This window comes from Sandaracinobacteroides saxicola (assembly GCF_014117445.1).
GTDB lineage: Bacteria > Pseudomonadota > Alphaproteobacteria > Sphingomonadales > Sphingomonadaceae > Sandaracinobacteroides_A > Sandaracinobacteroides_A saxicola.
Genome location: NZ_CP059851.1, coordinates 1207204 through 1220421 on the forward strand (window position 1 = coordinate 1207204; position 13218 = coordinate 1220421).

10 protein-coding genes and 2 pseudogenes are annotated in these 13218 nt (G+C 67.6%); 7 read left to right on the top strand and 5 right to left on the bottom strand.

The window, feature by feature from the left end; translation table 11 throughout:
• Positions 1–32: 32 nt before the first annotated feature.
• A complete protein-coding gene (locus H3309_RS06080) occupies positions 33–2276 on the top strand; it encodes a TonB-dependent receptor family protein (protein ID WP_182297853.1) in 2244 nt (747 codons plus the stop codon).
• Between the two features lie 167 nt (positions 2277–2443).
• Here the strand turns inward: H3309_RS06080 and H3309_RS17780 are convergent.
• The 3 genes and pseudogenes from H3309_RS17780 to H3309_RS06090 all read right to left on the bottom strand — a co-directional run.
• Positions 2444–2545, bottom strand: a pseudogene (locus H3309_RS17780) (PEPxxWA-CTERM sorting domain-containing protein); the annotation flags it as partial.
• Between the two features lie 636 nt (positions 2546–3181).
• Positions 3182–3619: pseudogene (locus H3309_RS17785) on the bottom strand (trypsin-like serine protease); the annotation flags it as partial.
• 283 nt (positions 3620–3902) lie between these two features.
• A complete protein-coding gene (locus H3309_RS06090) occupies positions 3903–4637 on the bottom strand; it encodes a helix-turn-helix transcriptional regulator (protein WP_182297855.1) in 735 nt (244 codons plus the stop codon).
• A 209-nt stretch (positions 4638–4846) separates the two neighbouring features.
• On the opposite strand from H3309_RS06090, the gene msrA reads away from it, so the two are divergent.
• Positions 4847–5386 (top strand): peptide-methionine (S)-S-oxide reductase MsrA, encoded by a 540-nt coding sequence (msrA, locus tag H3309_RS06095; protein WP_182297856.1) that lies wholly within the window; start codon positions 4847–4849, stop codon positions 5384–5386.
• Complete coding sequence (locus H3309_RS06100; RefSeq protein ID WP_182297857.1) at positions 5379–6233, top strand: DUF817 domain-containing protein; 855 nt, start codon at positions 5379–5381, stop codon at positions 6231–6233. Before msrA ends, H3309_RS06100 begins: the two co-directional genes overlap by 8 nt.
• On the opposite strand, the gene H3309_RS06105 is transcribed toward H3309_RS06100, so the two are convergent.
• Positions 6199–8241, bottom strand: coding sequence for a S9 family peptidase (locus tag H3309_RS06105; RefSeq protein ID WP_182297858.1), 2043 nt, complete (start codon positions 8239–8241; stop codon positions 6199–6201). The genes H3309_RS06100 and H3309_RS06105 overlap by 35 nt on opposite strands.
• A gap of 123 nt (positions 8242–8364) precedes the next feature.
• Between H3309_RS06105 and H3309_RS06110 the strand changes: the two genes are divergently transcribed.
• Genes H3309_RS06110 through H3309_RS06120 form a run of 3 tightly spaced genes read left to right on the top strand, consistent with a single transcriptional unit; the run spans position 8365 to position 11299 of the window.
• A complete protein-coding gene (locus H3309_RS06110) occupies positions 8365–9585 on the top strand; it encodes an acyl-CoA dehydrogenase family protein (protein WP_243453859.1) in 1221 nt (406 codons plus the stop codon).
• A 1-nt stretch (position 9586) separates the two neighbouring features.
• Positions 9587–10369 carry an SDR family NAD(P)-dependent oxidoreductase gene (locus tag H3309_RS06115; RefSeq protein ID WP_182297859.1) on the top strand — a complete coding sequence of 261 codons (783 nt, stop codon included), beginning with the start codon at positions 9587–9589 and terminating at the stop codon, positions 10367–10369.
• Positions 10370–10402: 33 nt separating this feature from the next.
• The gene (locus H3309_RS06120; protein ID WP_182297860.1) at positions 10403–11299 is read left to right on the top strand and encodes an LOG family protein; all 897 of its coding nucleotides are present in this window, start codon (positions 10403–10405) and stop codon (positions 11297–11299) included.
• Positions 11300–11318: 19 nt separating this feature from the next.
• Here H3309_RS06120 and H3309_RS06125 read toward each other — a convergent pair whose 3' ends face one another.
• On the bottom strand, positions 11319–11963 hold the full coding sequence (locus H3309_RS06125) for a c-type cytochrome (RefSeq protein ID WP_182297861.1): 645 nt from the start codon (positions 11961–11963) through the stop codon (positions 11319–11321).
• 140 nt (positions 11964–12103) lie between these two features.
• Between H3309_RS06125 and H3309_RS06130 the strand changes: the two genes are divergently transcribed.
• On the top strand, positions 12104–12988 hold the full coding sequence (locus H3309_RS06130) for a prephenate dehydratase domain-containing protein (RefSeq protein WP_182297862.1): 885 nt from the start codon (positions 12104–12106) through the stop codon (positions 12986–12988).
• The last annotated feature ends 230 nt before the right edge of the window (positions 12989–13218 follow it).

Genomic DNA, 13218 nt, shown 5'->3' on the forward strand with positions numbered 1-13218 from the left:
ACCATTCGCAATTAAGCGACTGGAGACGCCCGATGCCCGCCCGCGCCCTGATGGTTCTTGCCGCCATGACCGGCGTGGTTCCCGAGGTAGCCGCCGGCGAAGCCGATCCGGCGGAGTCGGCACCGACGCCCGACATCGTGGTGGTCGGCGAACGCGCGGCGCTGCTGCGCCTGCCGGGAAGTGCGGCGGTTATCAGCGACGAGGACATGCGCCGCGCCCGGATCTTCAATGTGAACGAGGCGCTGCGCACGGTTCCCGGCCTGTTCCCGCGGGACGAGGAGGGGCTGGGGTTGCGGCCCAATATCGGCATTCGCGGCCTCAATCCCGTCCGCTCCACCAAGGTGCTGCTGCTGGAGGACGGCATCCCGCTCGCCTTCGCGCCCTATGGCGACAATGCCAGCTACTATCATCCGCCGGTGGAACGCTTCAGCCGCATCGAGGTGCTGAAAGGCGCGGCGCAGGTGCGGTTCGGGCCGCAGACCATCGGCGGCGTGGTGAATTACATCACGCCCGCCGCGCCCGCCGAATGGATGGCGCGGGGAACGGTGACGGGCGGCAACCGGGGCAATGTCTCGGGCGATGCCATGATCGGCGGCCCGGCGCTGGGCGGCCGGCTGCTGCTGCACGGCACGGTGCGCGAATCCGATGGCTTCCGCGCCAACCACCGGCTGCGCTTTTCCGACCTCTATCTGAAGGGCGAATGGGACCTTGGGGAGACCCAGACGCTGACGCTGCGCGCGTCGCGTTTCGCGGAGCGCAGCCAGGTCAGCTATTCCGGCCTGACCCGGGCCGAGTTCGCCGCCGACCCGCGTGGCAATCCCTTTCCCAATGACCGCTTCGATACCGAGCGGCTGAGCGCCAGCCTGGCGCATGGCATCACGCTGGGCGCCGCCGCACGGCTGAAAACCACGGCTTACTACCATTATTTCGACCGGGACTGGTGGCGGCAGAGTTCGAACAGCGGCCAGCGCCCGAACGATGCCAGCGATCCCGCCTGCGGCGGCATGGCCAATCTTCTGACGGCCTGCGGCAATGAAGGGCGTTTGCGCCGCTACCACACTGCCGGCGTGGAAACACGGCTGACGCTGGATCATGATGCGCTGGGCCTGGGGCAGGGCGACAGCGAGGTGGGCGTGCGCTATCATCGCGAGCTTCAGCGCCGGTTGCAGTGGAATGGCGACACGCCCACGGCGCGCACGCCCGGCACCGGGGTCAACGGCGGCGTGCGGGAAGACAATGTCCGCAAGGTGGAAGCCTTCGCAGCCTTTGCGCAGTCCACTGTCGATCTGGGTGCGGTGACGCTGCAACCCGGCGTTCGCGCGGAGCTCGTCCGCTATGACCGCCGGTCCAATCCGATCGACGTGCTGGCGGGTGGCCGGCCGACGGGGGCGAAAACCGGCGTCACCAGCGGCAGGGCCTTTGTCGAGGCGATCGTGCCGGGCCTGGGGGCGGTGTGGCGGATCACCGACGATGTCCAGCTGTTCGCCGGCGTGCATCGCGGTTTTGCCCCGCCGCGCGTGGAGGACATCATCACCGCCGGCGGCGGTTCGGTCGACCTGGAGGCCGAGAAAAGCTGGAATTACGAGGCGGGCGCGCGATTTTCACGCCGCGGCATCAGCGGTGAACTGACGCTGTTCGCCATGGATTTCGAGAATCAGATCATCGCCGCCTCGGTTGCCGGCGGCGTGGGCACCACACTGACGTCGGCGGGGCGCACGCAGCATCGCGGGGCCGAACTGGCGCTGAAACTGTCCAGCCGCGACGCCGGCTGGACGGCCGACACCGACATCTTCGCCCGCGGCCAGCTGACCTGGGTGGAACGCGCCCGCTTCAGCTCGACGCGGATCGCAAGCGTGCCCTGCTTCGATGGCGCCAGCCCCGGCACGGCGGTCGAGACCGGTCGCGGGACGGTGGCGTGCGGTGTAGCAACCGATGTCCGCGGCAATCGCCTGCCGTACAGCCCGGAATGGCTGGGCAGCCTGGCGGTCGGGGTGACGCACGGGCCGGTCACCGTGCAGGTGGAGGCGCAGGGCCAGTCCCGCCTGTTTGCCGACGATATCAACCTTGTGCCGGTCACACCCGACGGGCAGCGCGGGGTGGTTCCCGGCTGGGTGCTGTTCAACGCCGCGGTCAACTGGGTGTTGCCCGGCGAGCGGGTGACGCTGTTCGCCACCGTCAAGAACATCGGCAACCGCCTGACCATCGTCGACCGGGCGCGCGGTATCCTGCCGGGCACACCGCGCCTGTTCCAGGGCGGGGCGCAGTTCGCCTTTTAGGGTGCGTTGCGGAAAAGTGGGAACCGATTTTCCGAAAAAATGCTCTATAACAGGAGATTAGTCCCCGATCCTGATACCATCAGGAGTGACAGGACGAGGCGACGTGAAACGAGCAAAGAAAAAGGGCCGGGGGTTCGCACCCCCGGCCCTGATGTCTGTCCGCTGCCTCAGGCGGCGACGGCGGCGCGGCGGCGCAGCGCGCTGCCCACCATGCCGAAGCCGATGATCATCATCGCCCAGGTGGCCGGCTCGGGCACGGCCTGGAAGGCGGCGATATAGTCGCGGTGCAGATAGGTCGGCACATAGCCGCTGAACTCACCGCAGCTGCTGTTCAGGCCGGCGCGGCAATCGCCCCAGGCGGTGCCGAAGCTGAGGCCATAGCTGGTGACCGACGAGATCGCGCCACCGATGAACTGCGGACCACCCGAGTCGCCGCCGGCAACGCCGACTTCGCGTGCGCCGACGCCGGTGTTGCAGAACACCACGCCGGCCGCGCCCGCCAGGTTGGACGCCTGCGCGATGCGGCACGCCATGTCGTTGGCGGCACGGCCATTGTCGAAGTCGGACAGCCAGCTGTGCGCGATGTTCGGGTTGCTCGGGAACACCGTCTGCCAGCCATTGCCCGGGATCGCGCTGAACAGCGGGTCGCCCATGCGGTAATCATAGGTGTTGTCGCCCTCGCGCAGCCAGCCGGTCTGCGCATTGCTGCCAAACGCACCACCGATGGTGGAACGCCCGCCATAGCCGGCGACGTTGAAGCCGAGACCGGTCAGGTCGTTGCCGGCATAGAGGTTGTAGGCGTCGATCGCGCGCTTCGTGCCATCGGCGTCGATCACATTATACACGCCTTGGGACAGGCGCAGCATCGCGATGTCGTTATGGTCGATCACCTGGCCGGTGTAGCCGGCGTTGATCGACTGCTGCTGCGCCACCACCGCGCGGGCGTTGACGCTGAACGGCGTACGCTCGTTCGGGTTGTTGGTGAAGAAATAGGCGGTCGTCGTCGGCGTGATGCCGGCGCGCGGGTTGACGCAGTGCGCCGCGGTCAGAACGGTCACGCGATCGCTCAGCAGGCTGCCGGTGCAGATGAAGCGGCCTTGCGCGCCATAGTCCATGATCAGCGCCGCGACGCCGCTTTTGTTGGAGCTCGGGAAGAACAGCGGATCGCCGCCGCCGGTGCCCGGCTGCGGGTTGCTGGCCGTCGGCGTCATGCCCACGATCATGTTGCGCGCCTCATAGGCCATGCCATTGAAGATGCCCGTTTGCGTGTTCGCGCTGGCCGGGGCGGCAAGCGCCGCAGCCAGGCCCATCGCGGCGCCGGTTGCTGTCAGAAATGCTTTCATCTTGATCCCCTATTGCAGTCTTGCGTGCCGGAAGTGGCGGGACCCCAGCGGCTGTATCAGGGCATCAGGAACAGCTGGCTGGTTGCGGTGCAGGATACGACCCCCCCTGTGCGCGACTTGCCACCCCCCGAAACCCCACCATCCGATGGGATTGCGTCATGGAAACCATAAATGCAAAACAGTGTCAAATGCCTCGAGTGGAACTCGCGCGAAATTCGGCATCGCTATCGCCATAAGCGGCTGGAATGCGACAGTTCTGCAACACACCGTCGCCCGGCACGGCTCAGCTCAACAGATCGCCGAAGCCCAGCTGCCCGTCATACAGCGCCCGCACCACCAGCTCGGTGCGGGAGGAGACGCCATAGCGCGCCTTCGCGCTCTCGATATATTTGTGCACCGTGTCGGGCGCCAGCCCCAGGATCTGCGCCGCCACCCAGTCGCTCTTGCCGCGCGCCGCCAGCACCACGCATTCCAGCTGCCGCTTGGTCAGCTTCGGCCCCTCGGGCCCGCCCTTGCCGGCCAGCTTCCGCGCCGCCTCGAACGCGAAGCAGGCCAGATACTGCGCCGCCGGCAGGCTTTCCCGCGGCAGCGCGCGATCCTGCGTCAGCACGAAGGAACAGAGCGCCGTCGCCTCGCCCGGGATGTGGATCGGCACGGTATAGCCCTTCGCCAGCCCGCGATTGGCGGCGGCGCGCATATAGCCCTGCTGCTTGCTGTTCATCGGGATGATGTCCGGCAGGTCGTCCCAGTTGAAGGGCGCCACGCTGCGCTGGCAGGCGGCCAGCACGGGATCATTCACCCAATAATCATTCTTGGCCAGCATGCCGATCCACTCCGGTGGATAGTCGGTCATCTGCACCGGGGCCTCGTCGATCCGCAGGCCATAACGTTGGGTCAGCGCATAATGGTCAAAGGAAAAGGCGCGCGTCGCGCAGGACAACTGCTCGGCGATTTCACCAAGGCTGTCTGCCTGCTTCACATCCTCCACAAAAGCCTGAACGGTGGCGAAAGCCGTCACCCTTTGCATCTCCTTTTCCCGGATGGTTGGCCCATCCGATTGTCGCAACCCTAACACCGGTCCCGGACAGGCGATGCTCCTGTCCGCCTACTCAGCACCGGCGTTCCTCCAGGACTCCCACCGCTGCATTGCGATGCTATATCACAGTCTCCCCCCCGCACCATGCCGAATATCGGCATGAATGTGACAATTTTCGTAAAGGATTTCGCATGACCGAAACCGCCATCTTCGCCAACGGCTGCTTCTGGTGCACCGAGGCGATCTTCGACCGGGTGCGCGGCGTCCATTCGGTGGAGAGCGGCTATACCGGCGGCCATGTCGAGAACCCCCGTTACAAGGCGGTGTGCGGCGGCGACACCGGCCATGCCGAAGCGGTGCGCGTTACCTTCGACCCCGACGTCATCAGCTATGCCCAACTGCTCGACATCTTCTTCGCCACGCACGATCCGACCACGCTGAACCGCCAGGGCAATGATGTCGGCCCCCAGTATCGCAGCGCCATCTTCCCGCAATCCCCGGCGCAGGAAGCCGAAGCAAGGGCTGCGATCGCCCGCGCCCAGGCCGACTGGCCGGCACCGATCGTCACCCGCATCGAACCCGCGGCGCCCTGGTATCCGGCCGAGGTCGAGCACCACGACTATTACGCCCGCGTCGGCGACGCCAACCCCTATTGCGCCTATGTCGTCGGACCGAAAGTGCGCAAGTTCCTGAAAACGCATGGCGAGCATGTAAAGCCCAGCCTTGGCTGAGCGCCGCACGCGCTTCGCGGGCGTCCGCGACCGGCTGGAGGGGCTGCGCTTCGCCTCGCCGCTTCATGCCGGTCTGTTCGAATTCCTGCTGTTCGGCTTCAAGCAGGCCTGGGCCTGCCTGTTCGGCGGGCTGATCCTGGCGCTGCTGCTGCTGACGCATTTTTTCTATCCGGCCGATGCCGCGCTGGCGCGCTATGATTTCCTGACGCTGGTGGTGCTCGCCATCCAGGTTGCGCTGCTGGCGCTGCGCCTGGAAACGCTGGCGGAGGCGCGCGTCATCCTGGCCTTCCACCTGGTCGGCACGGCGATGGAGCTGTTCAAGACCAGCATGGGCAGTTGGGTCTATCCCGAACCCGGCCTGCTGCGCATCGGCGACGTGCCCCTGTTCTCGGGCTTCATGTACGCCGCGGTCGGCAGCTACATCGCCCGCATCTGGCGCATCTTCGGCTTCCGCTTCACGGGATATCCGCCGGCCTGGCAACCGACGGTGCTGGCGGTCGCCATCTATGTCAATTTCTTCACCCACCATTTCGTGGCAGACGCGCGCTGGCTGCTGTTCGCCGCCTGCGGCTGGATCTTCCGCCGCACGATGGTGCGCTTCACCGTGTTCCGCACTGAGCGCGCCATGCCGCTGCTCGTCGGCTTCCTGCTGGTGGCGCTCTTCATCTGGTTCGCGGAAAATCTCGCCACCTTCGCCAATGCCTGGCGCTATCCGCTCCAGTCCGCCGCCTGGACGATGGTGCCGCTGGCGAAGCTCGGCGCCTGGTACCTTCTGATGATCATCTCCTTCGTGCTGGTGTCACGCCTCCACGCTATTTCACCCGCCACTTCTCGAACCAGTCGATGACCGCCAGGTTGCTTTGCAGCCACTGGCTGGGCCGCCCCATGCCGTGTGGCGCCTCCGGCAGCCGCACCATCCGCGCCGGCACGCCGCGCAGCTTCAGTGCGCCATAGACCTGCTCGGTCTGCGCGATCGGCGTGCGGAAATCGCTCTCCCCGGTGACCAGCAGCGTCGGCGTCTTCCACTTCGCCGCCAGGCTGACGGGCGAGCGGTTGTAATAATGCACCGGATCATCCCATGGCGCCTTGCCGTCGAGCCAGTATTTCCAGGTCACCGCGCCGATGTCGCTGATATAGGTCTGCAACGCCCAGTCGGTGACCGGCCGCAGCGCCGCGGCGGCGCGGAACTTGTCGGGTTCCTTGCCGATGCCCCACAGGGTCAGCACGCCGCCGCCGCTGCCGCCGGTGATGAACAGGTTGCGCCCGTCCACGAACGGTCGCTTCGCCACCTCGTCCACCGCGCTCATCAGGTCGTCATGATCCTGCCCCGGATAGGCGCCGGTGATGGCGTTGGCAAAGGCCTCGCCATAGCCGATCGAGCCGCGCGGGTTGGTGAACAGCACCACAAACCCACGCGCCGCATAGAGCGCGTGCGTCACGCTGAAGAAGGGGCCATAATCGGTGTTCGGCCCGCCATGGATGTCCAGGATCAGCGGATATTTCTTGGCCGGATCGAAATCCGGCGGATAGAGCAGCCAGCCCTGCACCCGCCTGCCGTCGGCGCGGCTTTTGACATTGATTTCTTCAAGCCGACCGGCGCGCTTGCCCGCCGCCCAGCCGGCGTTGACATCGATGGCCGCGGTCTGCCGCCCGCCGCGTGCCACGCCCAGCCCGGCCGGACGGTCGGTGAAGGCGCTGGTGTAGGCGAAGGTGCCACGGGCATAGCCGAAGCCGCCGCCCGACGACGGCAGGTAGAGCCGCGTGCCGCCGATGCGCGGCACCTCCACCCGCTGCACCCTGCCATCCAGCCCGATGCGCGCGACGCGCGTGACGCCCTCGTCATTGTAGAAGGCAAGGACGCTGCGCCCGTCCTCCGCCCACTCCGCGGCCAGGATGGGCCGGTCGAGCGCGGCGGACAGTTTCACCGCGCCGGCGCCGGGCTTTGCATCCATCAGCCACAGTTCCGGCATGGCGTAGAATTTCGGTGCGTCCGGCCCGCCGATATAGGCGATGCGCCGGCCATCGGGGGAGAGCGCGGCCGACGCCTCGATGCCCGGCGCGGAGGTCAGCTGGGTCGCCGCGCCACCCGCCGCCGGCACCAGCCACAGGTCGGCGTCATTGGCGCGCAGGTCGGCGTCGGCACCGCGATAGGCGCTGAACAGCAGGCTGCGGCCGTCGCGCGTCCATTCGATGCGGTCGCCGGCGTTGATCTGGTCCGTGTCGCCGCTGGTCAGCTGCGTGGTCTTGGCCGTTGCCACCTCGATGACAAACAGCTGCGCGGCGCCCGGCGTCACCCAGCCGGCGCCGTCGCGGCGATAGACCAGCTCCTCGGTGATGCGCGGCGCCGGCGCCCAGGTGGCGCCTTCAGGTTTCGCCGGCATGCCGCCGATCTCCAGCGGCTTGGCATCGACCTGCGCGCCAAAGGCGATGCGGCTGCCGTCCGGCGACCAGGCTAGGCTCTGCGGCGCGGTTTTCTGCGTGCCGAGCGGCCGCGCAATACCGTCCGCCAGCGCCAGAATGAACAGCTGCGGCTTGCCCGCGACCGCGCCGACAAAGGCGATGCGGCTGCCATCAGGGCTGAACACCGCGCCGCCGGCGGACGTCGCCGCCGGCACCAGCAGGCGCTGGTCGAGCAGCCGGCCTTCGGCGTCGAGTGTCGCCAGCCACAGCTCGTTCTGCCGCCGGTCGCTGCTGATGTCGAAACTGGCGCGGGTGTACAGCACCCGCCGGCCATCGGGCGCCACCACGGGGTCGGTCACCATGGCAAGTCGGTACAGGTCGGCCGGCTCATAGGCGCTCGCCGCCTGCACGCCCCCCGCCGCCAGCAACAGCGCCACACCCGTCAGAAACCGCATGCCTGCCCCCTTTTTTCCCGCGTGATCGCCGTCACGCCGCGATTGTTCACAAGGCCTTAGTCATGCCGCGTCGTCCGCGCCGTGGCAATGGCGACCTGTTGGCAAGCGCAGGCGACTTTTTCTGTGATCCCCACTAGCCTCCCCCGCATCATCCCGGGGGAGGCCTTTTTCTTGCAGACCGCATTCGACCGCTGGCGCGCCCGTTCGCCCTTCTACGACGAGAGCCACGAGGCCGTCGCCCAGTCCGTCCGCCGTTTCGTGGAGCGGGAAATCGCACCGCACATCGACCGTTGGGAAGCCGACGGCGAGCTGCCGCGCGAGTTGCATGTGAAGGCCGCCGCCGCCGGCATCCTCGGCCTCGGCTACCCGGAGGAATGGGGCGGCCATGCCCAGGGCTTCGACATCTTCCACAATTTCACCCAGTCGGAGGAACTGGCGCGCCCGGGTGCCGGCGGGCTGACAGCCAGCCTGATGACCCACGGCATCGGCCTGCCGCCCATCCTCGCCATGGGCAGCGACGAGCTGAAACGCCGCGTCGCCCCCGCCGTGCTGGCGGGCGAAAAGATCATCAGCCTGTGCATCACCGAACCGAGCGGCGGCAGCGACGTCGCCGCGCTGAAGACCCGGGCCGAAAAACGCGGCAACCACTGGGTGGTGAACGGTTCGAAAATGTTCATCACCAGCGGCATGCGCGCGGACTGGCTGACTGTGGCGGTGCGCACCGGCGGCCCCGGGATGGGCGGCATCAGCCTGTTCCTGATCGAGGCCGACCGGCCGGGCGTCAGCCGCACCCGCCTCGACAAGATGGGCTGGCGCTGCTCCGACACCGCCGCCATTCATTTCGACGATGTCGAACTGCCGCCGGAAAACATGATCGGGCCGGAAAATGCCGGCTTCCTGGGCATCATGCGAAACTTCAACAGCGAGCGGCTGGGCATGGCGATGGGCTGCTGCGCCATGGCGCGGGTGTGCCTGGAGGAGGCCGTTTTGTGGGCACAGCAGCGCGAGACCTTCGGCAAGCCGCTTGTGAAGCACCAGTCGATCCGCATCAAGCTCGCCGACATGGCGCGGCAGATCGATGCCACCCAGGCCTGGACCGACCAGCTCGCCTGGCAGCACCGCGAGGGCAGGGGCCAGCCCGCCGACTATGCCATGCTGAAGGTGCAGGCGACCCGCATGCTGGAGGCGGTGGCGCGCGATGCCGCCCAGGTGCTGGGCGGCGCCAGCTACATCACCGGCAGCAAGGTGGAGCGCATCTACCGCGAGGTGCGGGTGAACGCCATCGGCGGCGGCAGCGAGGAAATCATGCTCGACCTGGCCGGTCGCCAATTGTTCGGAGGCTGAAATGATCGACTACAGCGGGCAGGTTGCGCTGGTGACCGGCGGTGCGTCGGGCATCGGCCTGGCGCTCGGGCGGGCACTTTGCGCAAGGGGTGCGCGCGTGGTGCTGGCGGATATCGCCCCTGAACTGGATGCGGTCGCGGCTGGCATGCGCGCCGTCCACGCCGACCTCGCCGATCCCGCCACTGCCGAACGGCTCGTCGCCGACATCTACGCAACCGAGGGCCGGCTGGACCTCATCGCCTCGAACGCCGGCGTTGGCTATCGCAAGCGGCTGTTGAAGGCGGATTTCAGCGACCCCGCCATCGCCCGCCTGTTCGAGATCAACAGCTTCGCTGCCTTCCGCTTCGCCCAGGCCTGGCTGCCGCGCCTCGAATCCGCCGGGCAGCACGGCCGCCTGCTGATCACCGGCAGCGAGAACAGCCTGTCGGTGCCCGACGCCGTCCGCCGCTTCTGGCTCGGTCTCTACGCCGCGTCGAAACACAGCGTCCTCATCCTCGCCGAATGGCTGCGCGAGGAGCTGGAGGCCAACGGCGCGCCGCTGACGCTGCACATGCTGCTGCCCGGCGGGGTCTATACCGGCATGACCAGAGACGGCCTGCCCGCCGACCCCGCACAATGGCCGCCGCACATGGGCATCATCACGCCGGAACGCTGCGCCGACATCGCGCTGGCGGGAATCGATGCCGATCGTTTCCACATTCCCACCCACCCGCATCTCGCCGACGACATGCGCGCCCGCGCGGAATCGGTCGCGCAAACGCTCGATCTGCTCGCTTTGCGCTGACAAATGCCCTCCGCGTCCCTATGTGGGCGCGCAATGACCCAGAGCACGCACCGCCCGTTCGCCCCGGCCAAGGCCGAGGCGCCCATCGCCGCCAACCCCACCCCCACCGCGCAGACCGAACATCCGGCCTATCGCCTGGCCTTCCAGGACCATGATTTCCTGCTGCGGGATGACCTGCGCCCGGTACGCTTCCAGCTCGAGCTGATGAAGCCCGAGCTGCTGCTGCAGGAGGCGCGGATCAATTCCACCTTCGTCTTCTACGGCTCCGCCCGCATTCCGTCTCCCGAGGAAGCCGACGCTCTGCTCGCCGCCGCGACGCCCGAAACCCGCGCCATCGCCGAAAGCCTGGTCGCCAAGTCGCGCTACTATGGCATCGCCCGCGAACTCGCCCATCTTGCCAGCACGCAGCCGCCGCGCGCCGACGGCACGCGCGACTTCGTCGTCTGCTCCGGCGGCGGCCCCAGCATCATGGAGGCGGCGAACCGCGGCGCCTGGGAGGCGCAGGCGCCCTCCATCGGCCTCAACATCGTGCTGCCGTTCGAGCAGCTGCCGAACCCCTATGTCACGCCCGGCCTCAGCGTGCAGTTCCACTATTTCGCGCTCAGGAAGATGCACTTTCTGATGCGCGCCCGCGCCGTCGCCGTTTTCCCCGGCGGTTTCGGCACCTTCGACGAACTGTTCGAGCTGCTGACGCTGGTGCAGACCGGCAAGATGAAGGCGGTGCCGATCCTGCTCTATGGCCGCGACTTCTGGAACCGGGTGGTGAATTTCCGGGCCCTGGCGGAGGAGGGGGTGATCTCCCCCGCCGACCTCGAGCTGTTCCGCATCGTCGAAACCGCGGAGGAAGGCTGGGAGATCGTGCGCTCCGCCTCGGCGCCCGCGATCGTGCCACCCGCCGATGATCCGGCGCCGGTGGCGGACGGCAGCTGACCGCCAGCCGCCGCGAAGACTATTTCGCGGCTGCTTCCGCGGGGGCTGCTTCCGCCGCGGGCGCCGCGTCCGCTGCCGCCGCTTCGGCGGGTGCCGCCTCTGCCGGGGCCGCGGCCTCGGCCGGCACCGGGGGCAGCGGCTGCGGGTTGTCGCTCATCTTGTTCATGTACACCAGGATGTCGGCGCGATCCTGCGGCTTGGAAAGCCCGGCGAAGCTCATCTTGTTGCCCGGGATATAGGCCTTGGGCGCCTTGATCCACTGGTTCATGCTGTCCCAGTCCCAGATCTTGCCCTTGGTGGCCAGCATCGCGTCGGAGTAGCCGAAGCCCGCCATGTGCGCGTGCGACAGGCCCTTCACCCCCCACAGGTTGGGGCCGATGCCGTTCTTGCCGCCCTTTTCGATGGTGTGGCAGGCGGCGCACTTCTTGAACTGCGCCTCGCCCCGCGCCGCGTCCGCGGTCGCCAGATAGAAGGCGATCGGCTTTTCCGCTTCCGCCGCCGGCGCCTCGGCGCTCGCCTCGACCTCCACGCCCTCCACCACATAGGCGGGCTTCGCCAGCGGTTTCGGGTTGAACACATAGCCCGTCAGGATCGACAGCCCCAGGATCGCAACCGCCGCAGCCAGCACCCAACCGGCGATCTTGTTCCACTCGTAACTGTCCACTGATGGCCTCCGGAAAATCTGCCCTGTTCGAAACGCGAGCCGCTTTAGGAAAGGCCGCCCGCCTTGGCAAGGCAAGCGGTGTCTGCAAAAGGTCGCAGCCACGCTTGCCGTCCGCGTCAAGCCGCGCCACAAGCGCCGCGATGAGCAGCTATCCCGCCCCCGCCCGCGCGCTTGTGGACGCCATGACCGCCGCCGCCGCCGCCGAACCGGCGCGCGCCGTCGCCTTCCAGGGCGCGCCCGGCGCCTATTCGCACCAGGCCGTGCGCGAGGCCCTGCCGGACGCACTGCCGCTGCCCTGCTTCAGCTTCGAGGAAGCGGTCGACGCCGTCATCGAGGGCCGCGCCGCCCGTGCCATGCTGCCGGTTGAGAACAACCTTCACGGCCGCGTCGCCGACGTGCATGTGCTGCTGCCCGAATCCGGCCTCGCCGTCGTCGGCGAGCACAGCGTCAAGGTCGAACATTGCCTGCTCGGCCTGCCCGGCACCACGATCGCCGGCATCCGCACCGCCATGAGCCACCCACAGGCGCTCGGCCAGACCCGCAAGACCTGCAAGCGCCTGGGCCTGCGCCAGCAGAGCGCCGCCGACACCGCCGCCAGCGCCGCCGCCATCGTGGAGGCGGGCGATCCCACCGTTGCCGCCATCGCCAGCCGCCTCGCCGCCGAGCTTTACGGCTGCACCATCCTCCTCGAGAACATCCAGGACCAGGACAGCAACACCACCCGCTTCCTGCTGCTGCAACCCACTGCCGTCGAACCCGCGGCGGACGCCCCCGTCAAGACCATGCTGGTGTTCGAGGTGAAGCATATCCCCGCCGCGCTGTTCAAGGCGCTGGGCGGCTTCGCCACCAACGGCGTCAACATCAGCCGGCTGGAAAGCCACCTGGTCGGCAATTTCAGCGGCGCCGCGTTCCTGCTCGATATAGAGGGTCACCCGCGCGACCCCGCCGTCGCCCGCGCGCTGGAGGAACTCGCCTTCCATTCCAAATGGGTGCGGCTGCTCGGCAGCTGGGCGCTAAAGGGTTAATCGACCCGGCCGTTTCTTCCTGTCGGAAGGAACCGCATGTCAGCCCTGTTCAAACCCCCCGTCGCCACCGAACAGAATGTGCACTGGCGCGAAATGTTTGGTCTTGCCAACGACAACCCAGCCTTCTGGGACCGCGTCCGCGCGCAGCAGGTGAACTTCCTCACCCGCTACTTCCCCATGAATCTTGTCATCATGCTGGCCAACGGTGCGATGGTACTGCTGCTGCTCGG

Bases quoted from the DNA above. Each gene is read 5' to 3' on its own strand.
- H3309_RS06080 (WP_182297853.1), top strand. From the start codon at position 33: ATGCCCGCCCGCGCCCTGATGGTTCTTGCCGCCATGACCGGCGTGGTT.
- msrA (WP_182297856.1), top strand. From the start codon at position 4,847: ATGACCGAAACCGCCATCTTCGCCAACGGCTGCTTCTGGTGCACCGAG.
- H3309_RS06105 (WP_182297858.1), bottom strand. From the start codon at position 8,241: ATGCGGTTTCTGACGGGTGTGGCGCTGTTGCTGGCGGCGGGGGGCGTG.
- H3309_RS06115 (WP_182297859.1), top strand. From the start codon at position 9,587: ATGATCGACTACAGCGGGCAGGTTGCGCTGGTGACCGGCGGTGCGTCG.
- H3309_RS06120 (WP_182297860.1), top strand. From the start codon at position 10,403: ATGACCCAGAGCACGCACCGCCCGTTCGCCCCGGCCAAGGCCGAGGCG.
- H3309_RS06130 (WP_182297862.1), top strand. From the start codon at position 12,104: ATGAGCAGCTATCCCGCCCCCGCCCGCGCGCTTGTGGACGCCATGACC.